The organism is Dactylosporangium sp. NPDC050688 (assembly GCF_040654515.1).
GTDB lineage: Bacteria > Actinomycetota > Actinomycetes > Mycobacteriales > Micromonosporaceae > Dactylosporangium.
Genome location: NZ_JBFAIC010000007.1, coordinates 59439 through 77099, shown reverse-complemented (window position 1 = coordinate 77099; position 17661 = coordinate 59439). Strand labels below are relative to the sequence as shown.

General features: G+C 75.2%; 20 protein-coding genes and 1 pseudogene. 13 read left to right on the top strand and 8 right to left on the bottom strand.

Going from position 1 to position 17661, the window contains the following annotated elements:
- The first annotated feature begins 82 nt into the window (after positions 1-82).
- Both AB0H83_RS09385 and AB0H83_RS09380 read left to right on the top strand, forming a co-directional pair.
- Positions 83-418: a YciI family protein gene (locus AB0H83_RS09385; RefSeq protein ID WP_360089545.1), complete on the top strand. Its 336-nt coding sequence runs from the start codon at positions 83-85 to the stop codon at positions 416-418.
- Positions 408-1655: a DUF6596 domain-containing protein gene (locus AB0H83_RS09380; protein WP_360089542.1), complete on the top strand. Its 1248-nt coding sequence runs from the start codon at positions 408-410 to the stop codon at positions 1653-1655. Before AB0H83_RS09385 ends, AB0H83_RS09380 begins: the two co-directional genes overlap by 11 nt.
- 50 nt (positions 1656-1705) lie before the next feature.
- On the opposite strand, the gene AB0H83_RS09375 is transcribed toward AB0H83_RS09380, so the two are convergent.
- A complete protein-coding gene (locus AB0H83_RS09375) occupies positions 1706-1972 on the bottom strand; it encodes a response regulator transcription factor (protein WP_360089539.1) in 267 nt (88 codons plus the stop codon).
- Between the two features lie 6 nt (positions 1973-1978).
- On the opposite strand from AB0H83_RS09375, the gene AB0H83_RS09370 reads away from it, so the two are divergent.
- Positions 1979-2188 (top strand): hypothetical protein, encoded by a 210-nt coding sequence (locus AB0H83_RS09370; RefSeq protein WP_360089536.1) that lies wholly within the window; start codon positions 1979-1981, stop codon positions 2186-2188.
- A gap of 99 nt (positions 2189-2287) precedes the next feature.
- Positions 2288-3454 carry a S8 family serine peptidase gene (locus AB0H83_RS09365; RefSeq protein WP_360089975.1) on the top strand — a complete coding sequence of 389 codons (1167 nt, stop codon included), beginning with the start codon at positions 2288-2290 and terminating at the stop codon, positions 3452-3454.
- A gap of 26 nt (positions 3455-3480) precedes the next feature.
- Here AB0H83_RS09365 and AB0H83_RS09360 read toward each other — a convergent pair whose 3' ends face one another.
- Entirely contained in the window at positions 3481-5013 is a 1533-nt protein-coding gene (locus AB0H83_RS09360) for a serine/threonine-protein kinase (protein WP_360089533.1), read from the bottom strand.
- A 130-nt stretch (positions 5014-5143) separates the two neighbouring features.
- On the opposite strand from AB0H83_RS09360, the gene AB0H83_RS09355 reads away from it, so the two are divergent.
- Together AB0H83_RS09355 and AB0H83_RS09350 are read left to right on the top strand one after the other, a co-directional pair.
- Positions 5144-5845, top strand: a complete 702-nt coding sequence (locus tag AB0H83_RS09355) for an NmrA family NAD(P)-binding protein (RefSeq protein WP_360089530.1) — start codon at positions 5144-5146, stop codon at positions 5843-5845.
- Positions 5842-6225, top strand: a complete 384-nt coding sequence (locus tag AB0H83_RS09350) for a DUF4345 domain-containing protein (protein ID WP_360089527.1) — start codon at positions 5842-5844, stop codon at positions 6223-6225. Before AB0H83_RS09355 ends, AB0H83_RS09350 begins: the two co-directional genes overlap by 4 nt.
- Positions 6226-6236: 11 nt before the next feature.
- Here the strand turns inward: AB0H83_RS09350 and fabV are convergent, their stop codons facing one another.
- The gene (fabV, locus tag AB0H83_RS09345; RefSeq protein WP_360089524.1) at positions 6237-7442 is read right to left on the bottom strand and encodes an enoyl-[acyl-carrier-protein] reductase FabV; all 1206 of its coding nucleotides are present in this window, start codon (positions 7440-7442) and stop codon (positions 6237-6239) included.
- A gap of 156 nt (positions 7443-7598) precedes the next feature.
- Complete coding sequence (locus AB0H83_RS09340; RefSeq protein WP_360089521.1) at positions 7599-8555, bottom strand: DUF1861 family protein; 957 nt, start codon at positions 8553-8555, stop codon at positions 7599-7601.
- A gap of 144 nt (positions 8556-8699) precedes the next feature.
- Between AB0H83_RS09340 and AB0H83_RS09335 the strand changes: the two genes are divergently transcribed.
- Positions 8700-10259: a SpoIIE family protein phosphatase gene (locus AB0H83_RS09335; RefSeq protein ID WP_360089518.1), complete on the top strand. Its 1560-nt coding sequence runs from the start codon at positions 8700-8702 to the stop codon at positions 10257-10259.
- A 30-nt stretch (positions 10260-10289) separates the two neighbouring features.
- Here AB0H83_RS09335 and AB0H83_RS09330 read toward each other — a convergent pair whose 3' ends face one another.
- The 3 genes and pseudogenes from AB0H83_RS09330 to AB0H83_RS09320 all read right to left on the bottom strand — a co-directional run.
- Complete coding sequence (locus AB0H83_RS09330) at positions 10290-10691, bottom strand: ATP-binding protein (protein ID WP_360089515.1); 402 nt, start codon at positions 10689-10691, stop codon at positions 10290-10292.
- Positions 10688-11020 (bottom strand): STAS domain-containing protein, encoded by a 333-nt coding sequence (locus AB0H83_RS09325; RefSeq protein WP_360089512.1) that lies wholly within the window; start codon positions 11018-11020, stop codon positions 10688-10690. The genes AB0H83_RS09330 and AB0H83_RS09325 overlap by 4 nt, the downstream gene beginning before the upstream one ends.
- A gap of 98 nt (positions 11021-11118) precedes the next feature.
- Positions 11119-11319, bottom strand: a pseudogene (locus tag AB0H83_RS09320) (LuxR C-terminal-related transcriptional regulator); the annotation flags it as partial.
- Positions 11320-11345: 26 nt separating this feature from the next.
- Here AB0H83_RS09320 and AB0H83_RS09315 point away from each other — a divergent pair.
- The 3 genes from AB0H83_RS09315 to AB0H83_RS09305 all read left to right on the top strand — a co-directional run bounded on the left by AB0H83_RS09315 (position 11346) and on the right by AB0H83_RS09305 (position 13106).
- Positions 11346-11711, top strand: coding sequence for a serine hydrolase (locus AB0H83_RS09315; RefSeq protein WP_360089972.1), 366 nt, complete (start codon positions 11346-11348; stop codon positions 11709-11711).
- Between the two features lie 23 nt (positions 11712-11734).
- Positions 11735-12661, top strand: a complete 927-nt coding sequence (locus AB0H83_RS09310; protein WP_360089509.1) for an acetamidase/formamidase family protein — start codon at positions 11735-11737, stop codon at positions 12659-12661.
- A gap of 244 nt (positions 12662-12905) precedes the next feature.
- The gene (locus AB0H83_RS09305) at positions 12906-13106 is read left to right on the top strand and encodes a hypothetical protein (protein WP_360089506.1); all 201 of its coding nucleotides are present in this window, start codon (positions 12906-12908) and stop codon (positions 13104-13106) included.
- A 9-nt stretch (positions 13107-13115) separates the two neighbouring features.
- On the opposite strand, the gene AB0H83_RS09300 is transcribed toward AB0H83_RS09305, so the two are convergent.
- Positions 13116-14084 (bottom strand): AraC family transcriptional regulator, encoded by a 969-nt coding sequence (locus AB0H83_RS09300; RefSeq protein ID WP_360089503.1) that lies wholly within the window; start codon positions 14082-14084, stop codon positions 13116-13118.
- A gap of 210 nt (positions 14085-14294) precedes the next feature.
- Between AB0H83_RS09300 and dnaK the strand changes: the two genes are divergently transcribed.
- Genes dnaK through AB0H83_RS09285 form a run of 3 tightly spaced genes read left to right on the top strand, consistent with a single transcriptional unit; the run spans position 14295 to position 17656 of the window.
- Positions 14295-16151: a molecular chaperone DnaK gene (gene dnaK, locus AB0H83_RS09295; RefSeq protein ID WP_360089500.1), complete on the top strand. Its 1857-nt coding sequence runs from the start codon at positions 14295-14297 to the stop codon at positions 16149-16151.
- 4 nt (positions 16152-16155) lie between these two features.
- Complete coding sequence (locus AB0H83_RS09290; RefSeq protein WP_360089497.1) at positions 16156-16701, top strand: nucleotide exchange factor GrpE; 546 nt, start codon at positions 16156-16158, stop codon at positions 16699-16701.
- Positions 16694-17656, top strand: a complete 963-nt coding sequence (locus AB0H83_RS09285; protein WP_360089494.1) for a DnaJ C-terminal domain-containing protein — start codon at positions 16694-16696, stop codon at positions 17654-17656. The genes AB0H83_RS09290 and AB0H83_RS09285 overlap by 8 nt, the downstream gene beginning before the upstream one ends.
- Positions 17657-17661 lie beyond the last annotated feature (5 nt).

Below are 17661 nucleotides of genomic sequence, written 5' to 3'. Positions count from 1 at the left end.
GATTGGCTCGGCGGCGGTGTCCGATCGGCGCGCCGGCGATCGTCACTATGGTGAGATCCCGTCAAACGGAGGATGCAACGCCATGAAGTACATGATGTTCGTCTGCACCGACACCGAGCCGGACACCGACCCGGCGCCCGAACCGGACATCCACCGGTGGGTGGCCGACAACGACGCCGCCGGTCGCCGGGTGCGCGGCGACGAGCTGGCGCCGGCGTCGGCGGCGACGACCGTCCGGGTCCGCAACGGCGAGCTGCTCGTCTCCGACGGCCCGTTCACCGAGACCAAAGAGGTGATCGTCGGCTACGACATCCTGGACTGCGCCGACCTCGACGAGGCGATCGAGGTCGCGCGGGCCCACCCGATGGCCAGATGGGGCCGCCTGGAGCTGCGACCGTTCGCCGACCTTGGCGCCTGACAGCGATCCGGCCGCGACGGCTGCCGCCGTCGCGGCCGCCGAGGCGTACCCGAGGATCGTCGCGACCCTGATCCGGGTCACCGGGGACTGGAACCTCGCCGAGGACTGCGCGCAGGACGCCCTCGCCGCGGCGCTGGAGCGGTGGCCCCGCGACGGCGTGCCCGGCAACCCCGGCGGGTGGCTGATGACGGCCGCCCGCAACCGCGCCGTCGACGTGCTGCGCCGCGCCACGGTCGAGCGGCGCAAGCTGCACGAGCTGGCCGTGCTCACGCTGACGTCGCCCGAGCCGGAGCAGGCGCCGGACGCGCTGGACGACCGGCTGCGGCTGATCTTCACCTGCTGCCATCCGGCGCTGCCGATCGAGGCGCGGGTAGCCCTGACGCTGCGCACCGTCTGCGCGGTGCCGACCGGCGACATCGCCAGGGCGTTCCTCGTCACGGAGACGGCGATGACCCGGCGCCTCACGCGGGCCAAGGCGAAGATCGCGGCGGCCGGGATCCCGTACCGGGTGCCGACCGGCCGGGCGCTCACCGAACGCCTCCCCGGCGTCCTGGCCGTGCTGTACCTGCTGTTCACGCAGGGGTACAACGCCGCCGGGGAGCCCGCCTTCGCCGACGAGGCGATCCGCCTTGCCCGGCTGGTCGGGCGGCTCATGCCGGACCAGCCGGAGGTGCCGGCGCTGCTGGCGCTGTTCCTGTTCCAGCACTCGCGCCGCGACGCCCGCCGCGACGCGGCAGGGGAGCTGCTCACCCTCGACCGCCAGGACCGCTCCCGCTGGGACCACGCCGCCGTCGCCGAGGGCACGGCGATCCTGTCCCGGATCGGCCCGTCCGGCGGCCCGTACGCGCTGCAGGCCCGCATCGCGGCGTGCCACGCCACCGCCGCGTCCGCGCGGGACACCGACTGGGCGACGATCGCCGCCTGCTACGACCGGCTCGCCGGCGTGCAGCCGTCGCCGGTGATCGAGCTCAACCGCGCCGTCGCGCACGGCTACGCGTCCGGGCCCCGGCGCGGCCTTGACCTGCTCGCCGCGGCTCGCGCCGGCGGTGCCCTCGACGGTTACCCGCACGCCCTCGCCGTCGAGGCCGACCTCACCGAGCGGCTCGGCGACGGTGACCGCGCCGCCGAGCTGTTCCGGCAGGCCGCGGCGGTCGCCTTCAGCGACGAGGAGCGCCGGGCGCTGCTGGCCCGGGCGGACGGGGTGCCGGACCGTAGTGGTGCACGCTCAGTGACGTGACCGCGGTCCTGCGCGCGGGGCGGGTCTGCCGGCCGCTGGGCCGGTGGGTGTCAGTCGGTCAGCAGGCCGTGCTCGCGGGCGTAGATGGCGGCCTGGGTCCGGTCGCGCAGCCCCAGGCGGCTCAGCACCCGCGACACGTGGTTCTTCACCGTGCCCTCGCTGACGAACAACGCCCGGCCGATCTCGCGGTTCGTCGCGCCCTTCGCGACCAGCCGCAGGATCTCCGCCTCCCGGCCGGTCAGCGCGCCGGCCGCCGCGGCCGGGGTCCGTGCGGCCCCGGCGAGCCGGGCGGCGACCCCGGCGGCAAGCGGCGCCACGCCCGCGTGGGTGAGGCGCACCGCGGCGGCGTCACCCGGACCGCGGAGCCGGCGAGCGTCGACGATCAGGCGGCCTGGCTGGACGGTTCGACCCTGGCGTACACGCTGGGCCAGGACGACGGCCGCCCGGACGTCTGGGCGGTCCCCGCCGACGGCACCGGCGCCCCACGGCTGCTGATCCCGGGCGCGGAGTCCCCGGCCACGCTGGCCGCCTGAACCCCGGCACCGCGGGGCGATCGCCCCGCTGCGAGCGCCCCCGGGCCGCAACCCGGCGGGCGGGCGGCGCCCCCGCTTCGATACGGTCGCGGCGTGAGGATGCGCGCCGCCGTGACGGCCCTGGTGCTCGGGTGCGCCGCGGCACTGCCGGTCCCGGCGCCCGCGCACGCCGAGACCGTCCGCGAGCAGCAGTGGTGGCTCGGCGCGCTCGGCATGGCGAAGGCGCAGCAGGTCGCGAAGGGCGACGGTGTCGTCGTCGCGGTCCTCGACACCGGCGTCGACGGCGCCCAGCCCGACCTGGCCGGCGCGCTGCTGCCCGGCACCGGCACCAACGGCGTCGCCAGCGACAGGGGCTGGGACGACCCCGACGGCCACGGCACCCAGATGGCCACGGTCCTTGCCGGCCGCGGCGGCGACGGCCCCAACCACGTGCTCGGCATCGCCCCGAAGGCGAGGATCCTGCCGGTCGCCATCCCCATCGGCGCGCGGAAGCCCGCAGCCGCCAGCGGCACCCTCGCCGAGCCGATCCGGTACGCGGCCGACCGTGGCGCGAAGATCATCAACATGTCGTTCACCCTGGCCGACGACACGCTCAAGCAGCCCGAACTCGACGCCATCGCGTACGCCAGGGCCAAGGGCGCCATCCTGGTGGCCGCCGGCGGCAACCGCCCGCAGGGCGACGACCACGTGCCGCTGCCGGGCCGCTACCAGGGCGTCGTCACCGTCTCCGGCACCACCCGCGCCGGCGGCCTCTGGGACGGCTCGATCGCCGACCCCGCCGTCGACATCGCCGCCCCGGCCGAGGACATCATCGGGGCCGCCCCGAAGGTCCGCTACTCCTCGGGTTTCGCGGTCGGCTCCGGGACCAGCGGCGCCGCGGCCATCGTGTCCGGCGTGCTGGCACTGATCTGGTCGAAGTATCCCAAGCTGGACGCCGCCAACGTGCTGCACCGCCTGCTGGCCACCGCCCGCGACAAAGGCACCCCGGGTCGCGACGACGCGTTCGGCCACGGGCTCGTCGACCCGTACGCCGCGCTGACCGCGACCGTGCCACCGGTGACCGCCGACCCGCTCGGCCCGGTCACCACCGCCACCGCGTTCCGGCCGCCGTCACCGCCGCCGGCCGCCGCCCCGCCGGCGGCGCCGAAGGGCCCCGGCACCCCGGCGGTCCGCGCCGCGGTCGTCGGCGGCGGGTCGCTGCTGCTGGCGCTGCTGCTGTTTCTCGGGGTCGCCCGCCCCCTGCTGAGGTCCTCCCGCCGCCGCTGAACCCACCGCACGACCCGGTGTGCTGGTCAGTTGGTGGTCGTGACCGCCGAGGGGACGCCCTTCGTGCAGCCGACCGTCATCCGTACCGTGTGCTCGCTGTTCTTGAAGGCGATCCTCGCCCGAATCGCCGGGCCCGCCTCGACCTTCGACACCGTGTAGGTCTCGGCCGGCTCCCACGACAGCAGGTGCGCGGCGCCGTCGGTGGTGCAGGTGGCGAGGACGGAGCCGCCGGGGGAGGACAGGGTTCGTTGCTGCGGCTCGGGCTGCTCGTCGGGGCTCGTCGGCCCGGCGGTCGGCTCCGGGTCGGTGCCGGTGCCGGTGGGGCCCGGGCCGGCGCCGCCGGTCGTGGCGCCGGGGCCCGGCTGGCCGGGGAGCGGGGATGCGTCGTCGGTCGTGGCCGTGCCCGCGCCGCCGGTGGTGGGGTCGCCCGCGGCGGTGGGGTCCGGCGCGCCCGGCGACTGCTGGGAGGCCGGGGCGCCCGTCGCGCTGGGCGGGGTGGCGGCGGCCCGCTTGCCGGCGGGTGGGCCGGCGACCGCCGCCGCGAACAGGCCCGCGGCGACCAGGGCGGCCGCGGCCCCGACGGCGATCACGAGCGTCCGGGGGCGCCGCGGGCCGCGCCCGGGCGGCGGCCCGAGCGGCGACGCGGCGCGGACGCCGGGCGGCGGGATGAGCACCGCCGACGGTTCGCCGTCCACGGCCGGGGCGGCCGCCGCGTGCGCCCGCCGGTCGGCCACGACGCGCAAGCCGGCGGCCGCGGCGAGGATCGCCGCCGCCTCGGGTGCGTCCGGGCGCAACGCCGGGTCCTTGCGCAGGCAGCGGTGGCACAGGTCGACGACCTCGTCCGGCACGTCGGTCAGCGACGGCAGCGGCGCCGGCTCGGTGTACACGTGTGCGACGAGCAGTTGCACGGTGTTGTCGACCTGCCACGGCAGCTGCCTGGTGAGCAGCTTGTAGAGCAGCACGCCCAGCGCGTACACGTCCGAGGCGGGCTCGACGGCGTCGTCGGTGAGCCGCTCCGGCGCCAGGTAGGAGGGGGTGCCGAGCACCTCGTCCGGCAGGGACGAGTCGCTGCCGGGGCTGACGGACGCGGCGATGCCGAAGTCGACGACCTTGGCGCCGGTCTCGGTCACGATCACGTTGGAGGGTTTGATGTCGCGGTGCACGAGGTCGGCGGCGTGCGCGGCGGTCAGGGCGGCGGCGACCTCGGCGCAGATGCGGAACGCGACCCGCGGCTCGATCGGCCCCTCGGCCATGCGCTGCTCGAGCGTCTGGCCCGGGACCAGCTCCATCACCACGTACGGGACCGTCTGGCCGGCCTCCTCGGCCTCGCCGTAGTCGTGGACCTGGGCGACGTTCGGGTGTGAAAGCGTCGCCGCGGTCCTGGCCTCGGCGCGGATCCGCAGCAGTGACTCCGGCTTCGCGGCGTGGTGCGGCGCGAGCGTCTTGACCGCGACGGGTCGCCGCAGCACCTCGTCGGTGGCGGACCAGACCACGGCCATCCCACCGCTGCCGAGCTGCTCCTCGAGCCGGTAACGGCCACCCAGCACCTGCCCCTGCACGTCCGGCTGCCTCCCAGCGTCGACGTCGTCCCGCAGCCGTATCCTGCGGGACATTCCATCCGTGCGCCAGTCCACGGACAGCCATGTGGCGAGAGCCTACATTTGCATCCGAACAAATACACACGCGCCCATGCGGTGCCTCAGCCGGCCGGGGCGGCGCGGACCGCGCCCGGCCGTGCTGGAGGGCGTCGAGGCCGCCTACGTCTCCTACTACTCCGACCTCGCCGCGCCCGAGGCGCCCGGCGCGATCGAGGCGTTCACCAAGGCGGCCGCCGCGGCCGGCGTGCGGCGGCTCGTGCTGCTGTCGGGCCGCGGCGAGCACCACGCCGAGAGCTGCGAGGACATCGTGCGGGAGTCCGGGATCGGGTACACGCTCGTGCGCGCCGCCTGGTTCGCGCAGAACTTCGGCGAGGGCGAACTGCGCCAGGGCGTCCTGGACGGCGCCGTCGTCCTGGCCGCCGGGACCGTCGCCGAGCCGTTCGCCGACGTCGAGGACATCGCCGACGTGGCCGTGGCGGCGCTGCTCGACGAGCGGCACACCGGCCGCCTGTACGACGTCACCGGCCCGCGCCTGCTCACCTTCGCCGAGGCGGCCGGGGAGCTCGCGCTCGCCACGGGCCGGCCGGTCACCTATGTGCCGGTCGCCGTCGAGGAACTGCGCGCCGCGCTGGCCGGGCACCCGCAGGCCGACCTGTTCGCGGACCTGTGCGCCGAGGTGTTCGACGGCCGCAACGAGCACCTCGGCACCGGGGTCCGCGACGCGCTCGGCCGGGAGCCGCGCGACTTCGCCGACTACTGCCGCGCCGCGGCCGCCGCGGGTGCCTGGCGGTGATCCGCCGGATCCTGCTGGTCGTGTCGGGGCTGGTGGCCGTGGCCGTCGGGGCGGCGAGCCTGTTCGCGCCGGTCGCCTTCCGCCGGCAGTACCAGATCAGCATCGGCGACGACCCGAACCTGCTCAGCGAGACGAGGGCGGCCGGCGGCGCGGTCCTGGCGGTCGGCGCGCTGCTGCTCGCCGGGGCGTTCGTGGCCAGGCTGGCGTTCGCGGCCGCGGTCGCAGGCGCGGTCTGCTACCTCGCCTACGCCGCGTCCCGGGCCCTGTCGGTGGCGCTGGACGGCGTCCCCGCCGGCGGGCTGGTCGTCGGCGGGGTGGTGGAGCTCGTCCTCGGGCTGGCCTGCTGTTTCGCGCTGACCCGGGAGCGGGCCACCGGGTAGCGCGGGGCCGCTCAGCGCTGGGCGGGCCAGTCCAGGTCCGGGTCGACCGGCTGCGCGTAGTCGACGCCGGGCACATCGAAGCCGTACAGGCCGCGGAACTGCGCGCGGAACCAGTCGACGTCGGCGACCTCGGCGATCGTCCCGGGGGTGACGGCCCGCCAGCGCTCGGCGACGGCGGCCTGCACCCCCGGGTCGAGCTCCCACCGGTCCAGCCGCAGCCGGCCCTGCTCGTCGAGGTCGAGCGGGGCCGCGCCGGTGAGCTGGTCCCACAGCCGCACCGACTGCTCGACGGGCGACTGCAGCGCGTCGCCGAGCACGGCGCGCAGCAGGCTCACGTACAGCGCGATGCCCGGGATCGCGGTCGACGCCTGGGTGACGGCGGCCCCATTGACCGAGGTCAGCGCCCGGCCGCCGACCGCGGTGAGCCGCTCGTCGAGCTCCCGGGCGGTCTGCTCCAGGTGCAGCTTCGCCGCGCCGATCGTGCCGTCGCGGTAGATCGCCGAGGTCAGACTGGATCCGATGTACGACAGCGCGACGGTGCGGAACCCGGTGCCCAGCAGCCGGCGCTCCTGCAGCGCGTCGATCCAGCGGGACCAGTCCTCGCCACCCATCACCCGCACCGTGTCGGCGGTCTCGGCCTCGTCGGCGGGCTGGGCGGTCACGTCGCGCAGGATCGGGGTGCCCTCGCCGTCGAACTCCATCGTCCTCGTCGTGTGCGCGGCGCCGAGCGGCTTGATGACCGACTGGTGCGTCGTGCCCGTGCGCGGGTCCGTCCGGCGTGGCGCGGCGACGCTGTACACCAGGAAGTCCACCCGGCCGAAGCGCTTGGCGAGCAGGTCCAGCACCTCGTCCTTGGTGGTGTCGGCGAACGCGTCGGCGTTGACGAACGTGAAGTCGCTGCCGGCCTCGGCGGCGACCGCGTCGGTGGCGATCGTGCGGTACCAGCCGGCGGTCGCGGTGCGGCGCCCGGGCGGCCGCTCGAACGCGACCCCGGCGCCGTGGATGCCGTGCCGGCGCAGGCCGGCGAGGGTGGCGGCCAGGCCGTAGCCGGCGCTGGAGCCGATGACGAGCGCGACGGGACGGTCGTCGCCCGTCACCGCCGCGGCCGGCGCCGGCACCTGCGCGACCATGTCGGTGACGCTGCGGAAGCACCCGGTGGGGTGCGCGTCGAGCAGCAGGAACCCTCGCCCGGTGGGACTGACGACACGTGCGGCCACGACGCTCTCCCTCGGTGATCACCTGGTCCGCCACATCCTGTCATGGCCCGCGGGGACGGCGGCGGGCGGCGGCCCGGCCGTCACTGCTCCCGGTGGGCGCCGACCGGCGGGTGCAGCCGGTCGGGGGCCGCGTTGAGGGTTGGGCAGCCGGCGGCGTCAGGTGGCGGGCGGAAACGGCGACGGCATGACGATCGAGCCGATGGAGGCGTCGCTCAGCCCGCAGTAGACGCGCACGAGCCCGCCGTCGAGGACCTCCATCGAGCCGGGGAAGACGACGTCGGTGAGGTCCGCGCGCTTCGGCGGGGCGGGCGGGAAGTCCGACCGCATCGCGATGACCCGCGGCGTGGTGGTGGTGCGGGCGACCGGGTCGATGGTCCAGCAGGCCCCGGCGTACTCCTGCGGGCCGCCCTCCTCGCCGACGGCGATGTGACCGAGCACGCCGATGCGGTCGCCGAGGTCGTACAGCTCGTTGATGCCGAGCTTGGTGTCCTCGGCGACCTGGTCGTGGAAGACGTGCGCCTTGGCGATGAGCTCCGCCGACAGCTCGGTGTGGTCCTCGGCCATGATGAGGCTGACCCGGCCGCGCCCGGCGGTGCCGCCCTGCGGGCGCCCGCACACCGCGAGCCCGTCGGGGCGCTGCAGCAGCCGGATGTCCTTCATGTCCGGCACCTCGGCGAACGGGGCGGCCGGGTCGAGCCGCTGCACGTCCGGTGCGGCGTGGAAGCGGGTGACGACCCGTGGCGGGTCGTGGTGGAAGTCCAGCGACACCACCCCGAACACCAGCACCGGTGCGCCGTCGGGCCCCCGGACCCACGCCGCGAACGGGTCCTCGGCGGCGGTGAACACGGGCGTGCCCTCGGCGGGCCGCCAGCCGTCGCCGGTGCGCTCGTAGAAGCGGACCCGCGGATCCCAGGAGGACGCGTCGCGCCAGTAACTGTCGGGTGACTCGACCCGCACCGCGAGCAGGGTCCGCCGGCCCTGCCGCACCACGCACGGGTTGTAGGCGAGCCGGTCGCCGACGCCGGGGATCACCTCGGCGGCCCCGGACGGCCGGTCGGACCGGCGCAGATGCTCGGCGACGAGGTCACGGTATCCGGCGGCAGGCAGCGTCATGGCACTCCTTCAGCGGAGGACGGGACACAAGCACCGTAACGCCGGGTTCGGAGGTGGATGGCCGGAAGCGGGGTGAATGTCGAAAGCGAATCGCCCGACGCGCCCGGCGGACCGGGCGGCGGTCACGGCACTAAACTTTTCCTGATGGCACACGACGGTGCGCGGCTCGGTGGTGCGCCGACCACCGCGGGCGGTGACGGCGGCACCGTCACGGCGGTGGTGCGCGCGCTGCTGTCGGCAGTGCCGGCGGGCTGCACCTGGCTGCAGCCGCTGACCGGTGAGGACGGCAGGGTCGCCGACTTCCTGGTCGCGGCGGTCAGCGGCCACGGCAAGGATCTCTACAACCGCGGCGCCACCCGGATCGGCGAGCGGATCAGCGACCTGTATCCCAGCATGGTCGGCGGCCCGCTGTGGCAGCTGTACTTCCAGGTCCTCGACACCGGCGTGCCCGCTGAGCTGCCGGATTTCCGGTATGCCGAGCAGCGGGCCGGGATCGTCGCGGACTCGCTGTTCGAGGTGTCCGTCCACCCAGTCCTGGGCGGGCTGCTGGTGTGGTGGCAGCGCACCGACGAGGACCGCCGCCGCCTGGAGCGCACCGAGCTGCTCGGCAGCCTCGGCTGGGCCGAGTACGACCTGGTCACCGGGCGCAGCGCGTGGTCGCCGGGCATGTTCCGCATCTTCGAGCGGGACCCGGCGCTCGGGCCGATGTCGCGGGCGGAGCAGTCCGCGGCGCTGCTCGCCGACGACCGGGGGCTCAGCGAGACCGCCTGGCAGACCCTGGACAGCGGCGCCGCGTCCGACGTGACGGTGCGGATGAGGGCCGGCGACACGGTCAAATACCTGCGGATCCTCTCCGACGTCGCCCGCGATGCCGACGGCAGCCCGTTGAAGGTGTATGCCGTCGTGCAGGACGTCACCGCCCGCGAGGACACCCGCTCGGCGATGGAGCGCCTCAGCGACCGGCTGCGCAGCCGCGAGATGACGGCCCTCGCCGAGCACCGCCTCGCCGCGCAGCTGCAGACCCTGATCCAGCCGGTGCCGCCGGAGCCGTTCGACCTCGCCGGGCTGCAGGCGGTGGTCAGCTACCTGCCCGCGGAGCGGGCCGTGCAGGTCGGCGGCGACTGGTACCACGCGCAGACCCTGCCCGACGGCCGGGTGGCCCTCGCGGTCGGCGACGTTGCCGGCCACGGCCTGGAGGCCGCCAACGGCATGGCGCACCTGCGCTTCTCGCTGGTGGCGTGGCTGTCCATCGGCATCCACGACCCCGGCACGCTGCTCGGCCACATGAACCGGCTGTGCCTGCAGCTGAGCATCACCGGCACCGCCGCGATCGGCGTCTACGACCCGGGCACCAGGACACTGTCGTGGGCGCGAGCCGGGCACATGCCGCCGCTGCTGGCCCGCGGCGGCGCGGTCCGCGAGCTCGACCGGCCCGCGGGGCTGCTGCTCGGCGCCGCCGACGACGTGGTGTATCCGGTCCTCACCCCGACCCTGCAGGACGACGACCTGGTCCTGTTCTACACCGACGGCCTGGTCGAGCGCCGCTGCGCCAGCACCGACGCGATGCTCGACCAGGTGAAGCGGGCCCTCGCCGGCGTCTCGGCGGACCCCGCCGCGCAGCCGCTGCACCGGCTGCGGGGGCTGCTGCACCACCCGAGCCCCGACGACGACACCTGCACCCTGGCGGTGCGCGTCGTGTCCTGACGACGGACGGGCGGGCGGTCAGCCGGGCGGTCAGAGGTGCAGGCGCATCCTGACGGTGGTCCCGTCGGGGGCGCTGACCGACTCGACCTGATCGCAGATCCGTTCGACGATCGCCAGCCCCCGGCCGCTGACCGCGTCCGGCGACGGCATCGGCCGCCGGAACGTGCGCGGCGGCCCCTGGTCGACCACGTCGCAGACGAGCTGCCCCGCGTCGGCCCACACGCGGACCCGGCCGCCGCCGCTGGTGTGCTGCATCGTGTTGGTGGCCAGCTCGTTGACGGCGAGCATGAGCAGCTCGGTGCGGGACTCGGACATGCCCAGGGCGAGGGCGTGACCGCGCACGAACTCCCGGACCGCGCCAAGATCGGTGGCCTCGCGGTAGTGCAGGGTGTCCGGCTCCGTGGCACCGGCGTCGGGCTCCGCCGGGTTCACGACGCCGGCCCGGTGCCGTTGAGCGGTGGTGCCAGCAGGCGGCCGACCCCGGTCATCTCCAGGACCTGCGCCACCGTGCCGGCCGCGTTGACCACGTGCAGCCGGCGGCCCTTGCGCTGGGCGGCGTGATGGCCCTTGACCAGGCCGTGCACGCCGCTGGAGTCGATGAACCGCAGCTGCGCCAGGTCCACGACGGTGACCGGAGCGCTGTCGACGGCCGCGAGCAGCACCGCCGCCAACTCGTCGCGGACGGTCAGGTCACACTCGCCGGTCAGGGACACGACGGCACGGCCGTCGTCGGCGGACGTCTGGGCCTCGAACAGCGCCATCGCACCACCCTTCGCGTCGCTCCGAGCCGTCCCGGCCACCATCATGGCATCCCCGGTGCCCCGCGGCGCGGCGGCGCATCACCCGCGCAGGTGCCCCCTCACGCCGGTGGCGTCGCGGAGCCGCGCCGGGCCGGCACGACCAGGCCGCTCTCGTACGCGACGACCACCGCCTGCGCCCGGCTGCTCGGCCGCAGCTTCGCCATGAGCCGCTTCACGTGGGTCTTCACCGTCGCCTCGCTGAGCACCGGGCGCTCGGCGATCTCGGTGTTGCTCAGGCCGTTGCCGACCAGGCACAGCACCGTCGTGGGGCGGCGCCGCAGGGGCGATCATCAGCACCACCCGCGACGCCAACCGCTTCCTGCGGGCCCTGCTCGGCGGTGACGTGCTGCGCCCGGCGGAGCTGGCCGAGATGCGCCGCACGGTGCCGACGAACGACGAGTTCCGGGCGAACTGGCCCGGGGCCCGCTACGGGCTCGGCATCATGTGGGTGCCCAACTCGTGCGGCGGCTCGTGGTCCCACGGCGGCGACATCCACGGCTTCCGCACCCGCAACGACGTCACGCCCGACGGCACCCGCAGCGTCGTGGTGTCGATGAACACCGACTCGTTCCAGCGCGCGCCGGGCGTACCGGCGCCGGCCAAGGACATCACGATCGAGCTCATCGACCACGCCCTGTGCGGCGGGCGCTGACGGGCCTGGTTTACTGCGACGTCGTGGAGCACGTGCTGGAACCCGACGACCGGACGCTGCACGGTCACTTCTCGGCGGACTACCCGCCGGTGCTGACCGTGCGGCCCGGCGACACCGTCACCTTCCGGACCCTGGACTGCTGGTGGTCGGCCGGCCCGTCCGCCGGCGAGCCCCCGCCCGACCGCCCGCGCGTGCCGCAGCACCGGCCCGGGTACGGCCACGCGCTGGTCGGCCCGGTCGAGGTGGCGGGGGTGAAGGCCGGGCAGACGCTCGAGGTCCGCATCGACGCGGTGGTCCCGGCGACGTGGGGCACGACGGTCGCCGGTGGCTGGCCGAGCGGGCCGAACCGGCGTTACCACCTGGAGACCGAGGGCGTCGTGCACGCCTGGCAGCTCGACCCGGCCGCGATGACCGGCCGCAACCAGCACGGCCACACGGTGCGGCTGCGGCCGTTCATGGGGGTGCTGGGCATGCCGCCGGCGGAGCCCGGCGAGCACTCGACGATCCCGCCGCGGGTGCACGGCGGCAACCTCGACTGCAAGGAGCTCGTCGCCGGCACCACGTTGCTGCTGCCGATCCCCGTCGACGGTGCCCTGTTCTCCGTCGGCGACGGGCACGCGGCCCAGGGTGACGGCGAGGTCAGCGGCACCGCGATCGAGTGCCCGATGGACCGGGTGACGCTCACGTTCGGGGTGCGCGACGACTTCCCGGTGACCGGCCCGGTCGCCCGCACCACGGACGCCTGGCTCACGATCGGGCTCGGCGAGACCCTCGACGACGCCGCGTACGCCGCGCTGGAGTCGATGTTCGCCCTGCTGGCGCGGCTGCACGGGGTGGCCCGCGCCGACGCGGTCGCGCTGAGCAGCGTCGCGGTGGACCTGCGGGTCACGCAGATCGTCAACCAGGTTGTCGGCGTGCACGCGGTCCTGCGCGACGGTGCCATCGCCTGAGCGGGCCGGGACGTCCGGTCCGCGCGGGGACGGCGCCGCCCGGACCGGGGACCCGCGTTTGCCGGACAGACGTCCGCGCGCAGCGGATCGCGGCCCGGTCCCGGGACTGCCTACCCTGGACGTCCTGGGGCAAGGACTGCGGCCGGCCGTGGCGCCGGCGCCGACTGGGAGCTCACCCCTCGAGCTCGCGCCAACCGGTCGCTGAGGCGCCGCGGCCGGCCGCCGCCGACGATCGGAGTCACCCGTGCCGCACCCCGCGTCCGTCCGGCTGCAGATCGCGCAGATCACGGACGCGCTGGAGGAGACGGCGGCGACCCTGGCCGCGGGCCCGGCCGGTGACGCCGAGCGGCTCGCCCGGGTGCTGCGGCGGGCGCACGGCGCCGCGCTGCGGCTGTCCGCCTACCTCAATGACGACGCCCGAGCAGGTCACGACCCGGGCGCGTGAGCCGCCGGGTCACCGGTGCAGCGTCGCCGATGGGGTCTCGCCGAACTGGGCCCGGTACGCCGCCGCGAACCGCCCGAGGTGGCCGAAGCCCCACCGGTGCGCGACCTCGGCGACCGTGACCTCGTGCGGGCCGGCGGCGAGCAGCTCGTCATGGGCCCGGCCGAGCCGGATGCGGCGCAGCATCGCCAGCGGGGCGAGCCCGGTGTGCCGGCGGAACCCCTCCTGCAGTGCCCGCACGCTCACCCCGGCGACCGCGGCCAGGTCCGTGACCGTGAACGCCCGTGCCGGGTCCGCCCGCATCGCGTCGACGGCCCGCTGCACGGTGCGCGGCCGGGCCGGCGCGACGGGCTCGAGCAGCTCCGTCAGGTGGCGGTGGCCGGCGGTGTACAGCAGGCCGCGCAGCAACTCACGGCTGAGCCCTTCGGCGATCGGCCCGCGGGACAGCAGCCCTCCGGCGTTGTGCAGGTCGGTGCTGAGCAGCTGTAGCAGCCGCAGCCAGCTCAGTCCCGCGCCGTCGGCGACGGGCATTTTGGGCGCCAGCTCCAGCGGCTCGCGGACCGGCCGGCCGAGCAGCGACTCCAGCTCCGCGTGCAGGGCGGCGCGGTCGAGCTTCACGCACAGCACCCGGTAGCCGCCGCCCAACCGGTCCAGCCGGATCTGGCCGTGCGGGCCGAAGACGGCCGCATTGGCGGGGTCGGCCTCGACCTCGACGCCCCGGTGCACGGTGCGCAGCCGGCCCGACAGGGGGACGTTGACGTGATACGCGGTCTCCAGATCGGTGTGGCTCATCCGGATCGCCGCGCCGAACTGCAGTTGGGCGAGCGTGACCGGCCCGGCGACCAGCGCGTCGAAGGAGAACAACAGCGGCGCCGACGGATCGAGCGGCTCCAGGCGGATCGGATAGAAGTACTCGTGGCACAGGGCGCGGGCCTCGTCGATGCCCGACACCCGTCTCGACATCCGTTGCGCTGGCTGCATCCCCTGAATCCTGGCAACGCCCGTCGCCGCACGTCAAGCGGGACGTCCGGCGGCGGCCGGTGGCCGCCGGGACCGCGCCGGGCGGTCATTCCGGCCGGGTGAGACGCCGTCGTGGCGGCGCGGTGAGCCTTGAAGTCGGCCGCGCCCGTCGAAGGTCCGGCGGGAGGGCGGCCGAAGGGCTGCTGAAAGGGCTCGAGAGGGGACGCACACATGGCACGCGCTGTGGGAATCGACCTCGGCACGACCAACTCCGTGATCGCCGCGTACGAGGGCGGCCGCCCGACCGTCCTGCCCAGTGCGGAGGGCAGCAGGACGACGCCGTCCGTGGTGGCGTACACCGCCGACGGCGAACGGCTCGTCGGGCAGCTCGCCCGCAGGCAGGCGGTGCTCAACCCCAAGGGCACGATCTACTCGGCGAAACGCTTCATCGGCCGCAGGTTCGACGAGGTCGGCGAGGAGACCCGGGGCGTCACCTACGACGTCGTGTCCGGCACCGAGGGCGCCGTGCGCTTCGACGTGCGCGGCCGGCAGCTGTCACCGGAGGAGGTGTCCGCGCAGATCCTGCGCAAGCTCGCCGACGACGCGGCCAAGCACCTCGGCGAGAAGGTGACGGAGGCGGTCGTCACGGTCCCGGCGTACTTCAACGACGCGCAGCGGCAGGCGACCAAGGACGCGGGCAAGATCGCCGGGCTGAACGTGCTGCGGATCATCAACGAGCCGACGGCGGCGGCCCTGGCGTACGGGCTGGACAAGAAGGGCCACGAGACGGTCCTCGTGTTCGACCTCGGCGGCGGCACCTTCGACGTCAGCATCCTCGACGTCGGCGACGGCGTCGTCGAGGTCCGGGCCACGTCCGGCGACACCCACCTCGGCGGCGACAACTTCGACCACCGCCTCGTCGAGCACATCGCCGGGCAGTTCCAGCGGGACACCGGCATCGACGTGCGCGCCGACCCGCAGGCGCTGCAGCGGCTCACCGAGGCCGCCGAGCGGGCCAAGATCGAGCTGTCGTCGGTGACGCAGACGCAGGTGAACCTGCCGTTCATCACCGCCGACGCGACCGGGCCGAAGCACCTGACGATGACGCTGACCCGCGCGACGTTCGAGGAGCTGACCCACGACCTGCTGGAGCGCACGATGGGGCCGGTCCGGCAGGCGATGCAGGATGCGAAGGTCACCGCCGGCGACCTGGACGAGGTGATCCTCGTCGGTGGGGCGACCCGCATGCCGGCCGTGCAGGCCCTGGTGCGCCGCCTCACCGGCGGCAAGGAACCGAACATGACGGTCAACCCCGACGAGGTCGTCGCGCTCGGCGCGGCCATCCAGGCGGGCGTGCTCAAGGGCGACGTGCAGGACGTCGTGCTGCTCGACGTGACGCCGCTGTCGCTGGGCGTGGAAACCCTCGGCGGGCTGATGACGAGAATCATCGAGCGGAACACGACGATCCCGACCCGGCGGGCCGAGACGTTCTCCACCGCCGAGGACAACCAGCCCGCCGTCGACGTCGTCGCGCTGCAGGGCGAGCGGGAACGCGCCGAGGACAACCGGGTCCTGGGCCGCATGCGGCTGGAGAACATCCGGCCGGCCCCGCGCGGCGCCCCGCAGATCGAGGTGACCTTCGACGTCGACGCCAACGGCATCCTCAACGTGTCGGCGAAGGACAAGGACACCGGCGCCGAGCAGCAGATCACCATCACCGAGAGCGGCACGCTCGACACCGCCGAGGTGGAGCGGATGGTCCGCGAGGCGCAGGAGCACCGCGCCGAGGACCAGGAGATCCGCCAGCGGGTCGACGCCAGCAACGAGCTCGACGGTGCGGCGTACCAGCTGGAACGCGGCCTGCAGGAGCGCGGGGACGTGCCAGAGCACGAGCGGGCACGGGCCTCGGCGCTGATCGGCGAGGCCCGCGAGGCGGTGCGGGAGCAGGCACCGACCGCCCGGATGCGGCAGCTGACCGAGGACCTGCGGCAGATGACCCTGGCGCTGAGCAGCCAGGCCGCCCAGCCGCGGGCCGCGCAGCCGCAGAGCGCCGATGACGTCATCGACGCCGACTTCAACACGGGGTGACGCCGTGGCCGACGACAACACGGTCGCGTCCGCCGAGGACATCGCCGAGCTCACCGAGCGCTGGCGGCGGGCGGCCGCCGACGTGGAGAACACCCGCAAGTGGGCCGACCGGCACTCGGCCCGGCAGCGGGAGGAGGAGCGGCTGGCGGTGACCGCCGCGTGGCTGCCGGTGCTGGACAACCTCGACCTGGCGCTGCAGCACGCCGGCGCCGACCCGGCCACGATCGTGCAGGGCGTAGCCGGGGTGCGGGAGCAGGCGGTCGGCGTGCTCGCCCGGCTCGGGTTCATGCCGGTCGGCGAGGTCGGCGAGCCGTTCGACCCGGTGCGGCACGAGGCGGCGGAGGTCGACCGGGACAGCGACGCGCCGCCGGGCACGGTCGTGCGGGTGCTGCGCCCCGGGTACGGCGACGGCGACCACCTGCTGCGACCGGCCGTGGTGGCGGTGAGCGCGCCGCCCGGCCTGGAGACGCAGGAGACGGCGCAGGATACGGGGCAGGAACCGGCGCAGGGGACGACGCAGGAGCCGGAAGCGGGCCGCGACGGTGGCTGAGGACCGCGACCACTACCGGGTGCTCGGCGTGGCCAGGGACGCGACGCCGGAGGAGATCCAGCGGGCCTACCGTACCCTGGCCCGCCGCCAGCACCCGGACATCAACAAGGAGCCGGGGGCCGAGGAGCGCTTCAAGCAGATCAACGAGGCGTACCACGTGCTGTCGGACCCGCAGCGCCGCGCCGCGTACGACCGGTCCCGCGGCCGGCGGCGCGCCCCGGACGTCGCCTGGGCCGGCGCCGGCGCCGGCGGTGGCCCAGGCGGCGGGTGGCCGGGCGCGAGCGGCGGCTGGCAGGGGCCGGGCACCGGCTGGCAGGGGGCGGGCGGCCCGGCCGTCGACGTCGACCTGGAGGACCTGCTCGGCAGCGTGTTCGGCGGGCGGCACGGCACCGGGGCCGGACCGGTGCCCGGCGCCGACACCAGGGCCAGCATCACGATCAGTGTCGAGGAAGCCTTCCGCGGCGGCCGGCACCAGGTCAGCCTGCCGGGCCCCGACGGCCGCCCCCGCCGCTACGACGTGCGGATCCCGGCCGGCGTGGTCGACGGCCAGCGGATCCGCCTCGCCGGCCAGGGAAACCCGGGCGTCGCCGGCGGCCCGCCCGGTGACCTGTACCTCGTCGTGCACCTCGCACCGCATCCCCGCTGGCGGGTCGAGGGCCGCGACATCGTGCTCGACCTGCCGGTCGCGCCGTGGGAGGCGGCACTCGGCGCGCAGGTTCCGCTGGACGCGCCCGGCGGGCCGGTCCGCGTCGGCGTGCCGGCCGGGACACCGTCGGGGCGCCGGCTGCGGCTGCGTGGGCAGGGCCTGCCCAACCCGCGCGGCCACCCCGGCGACCTGTTCGCCGAGGTGCGCATCGTGGTCCCGGCGACGCTGACCGGGCCGGAGCGGGACCTGTTCGAGCAGCTGCGCGCGGCGTCCGCCTTCGACCCGCGGGCCCCGGGCGGTGTGTCGTGATCAAG

What these genes read in the sequence shown, in the direction of transcription:
- dnaK (WP_360089500.1), top strand. Translation starts at nt 14,295, where the DNA reads ATGGCACGCGCTGTGGGAATCGACCTCGGCACGACCAACTCCGTGATC.
- AB0H83_RS09325 (WP_360089512.1), bottom strand. Translation starts at nt 11,020, where the DNA reads ATGGCGCTGTTCGAGGCCCAGACGTCCGCCGACGACGGCCGTGCCGTC.
- AB0H83_RS09365 (WP_360089975.1), top strand. Translation starts at nt 2,288, where the DNA reads ATGCGCGCCGCCGTGACGGCCCTGGTGCTCGGGTGCGCCGCGGCACTG.
- AB0H83_RS09385 (WP_360089545.1), top strand. Translation starts at nt 83, where the DNA reads ATGAAGTACATGATGTTCGTCTGCACCGACACCGAGCCGGACACCGAC.
- AB0H83_RS09300 (WP_360089503.1), bottom strand. Translation starts at nt 14,084, where the DNA reads ATGCAGCCAGCGCAACGGATGTCGAGACGGGTGTCGGGCATCGACGAG.
- AB0H83_RS09355 (WP_360089530.1), top strand. Translation starts at nt 5,144, where the DNA reads ATGCGGTGCCTCAGCCGGCCGGGGCGGCGCGGACCGCGCCCGGCCGTG.
- AB0H83_RS09335 (WP_360089518.1), top strand. Translation starts at nt 8,700, where the DNA reads ATGGCACACGACGGTGCGCGGCTCGGTGGTGCGCCGACCACCGCGGGC.
- AB0H83_RS09340 (WP_360089521.1), bottom strand. Translation starts at nt 8,555, where the DNA reads ATGACGCTGCCTGCCGCCGGATACCGTGACCTCGTCGCCGAGCATCTG.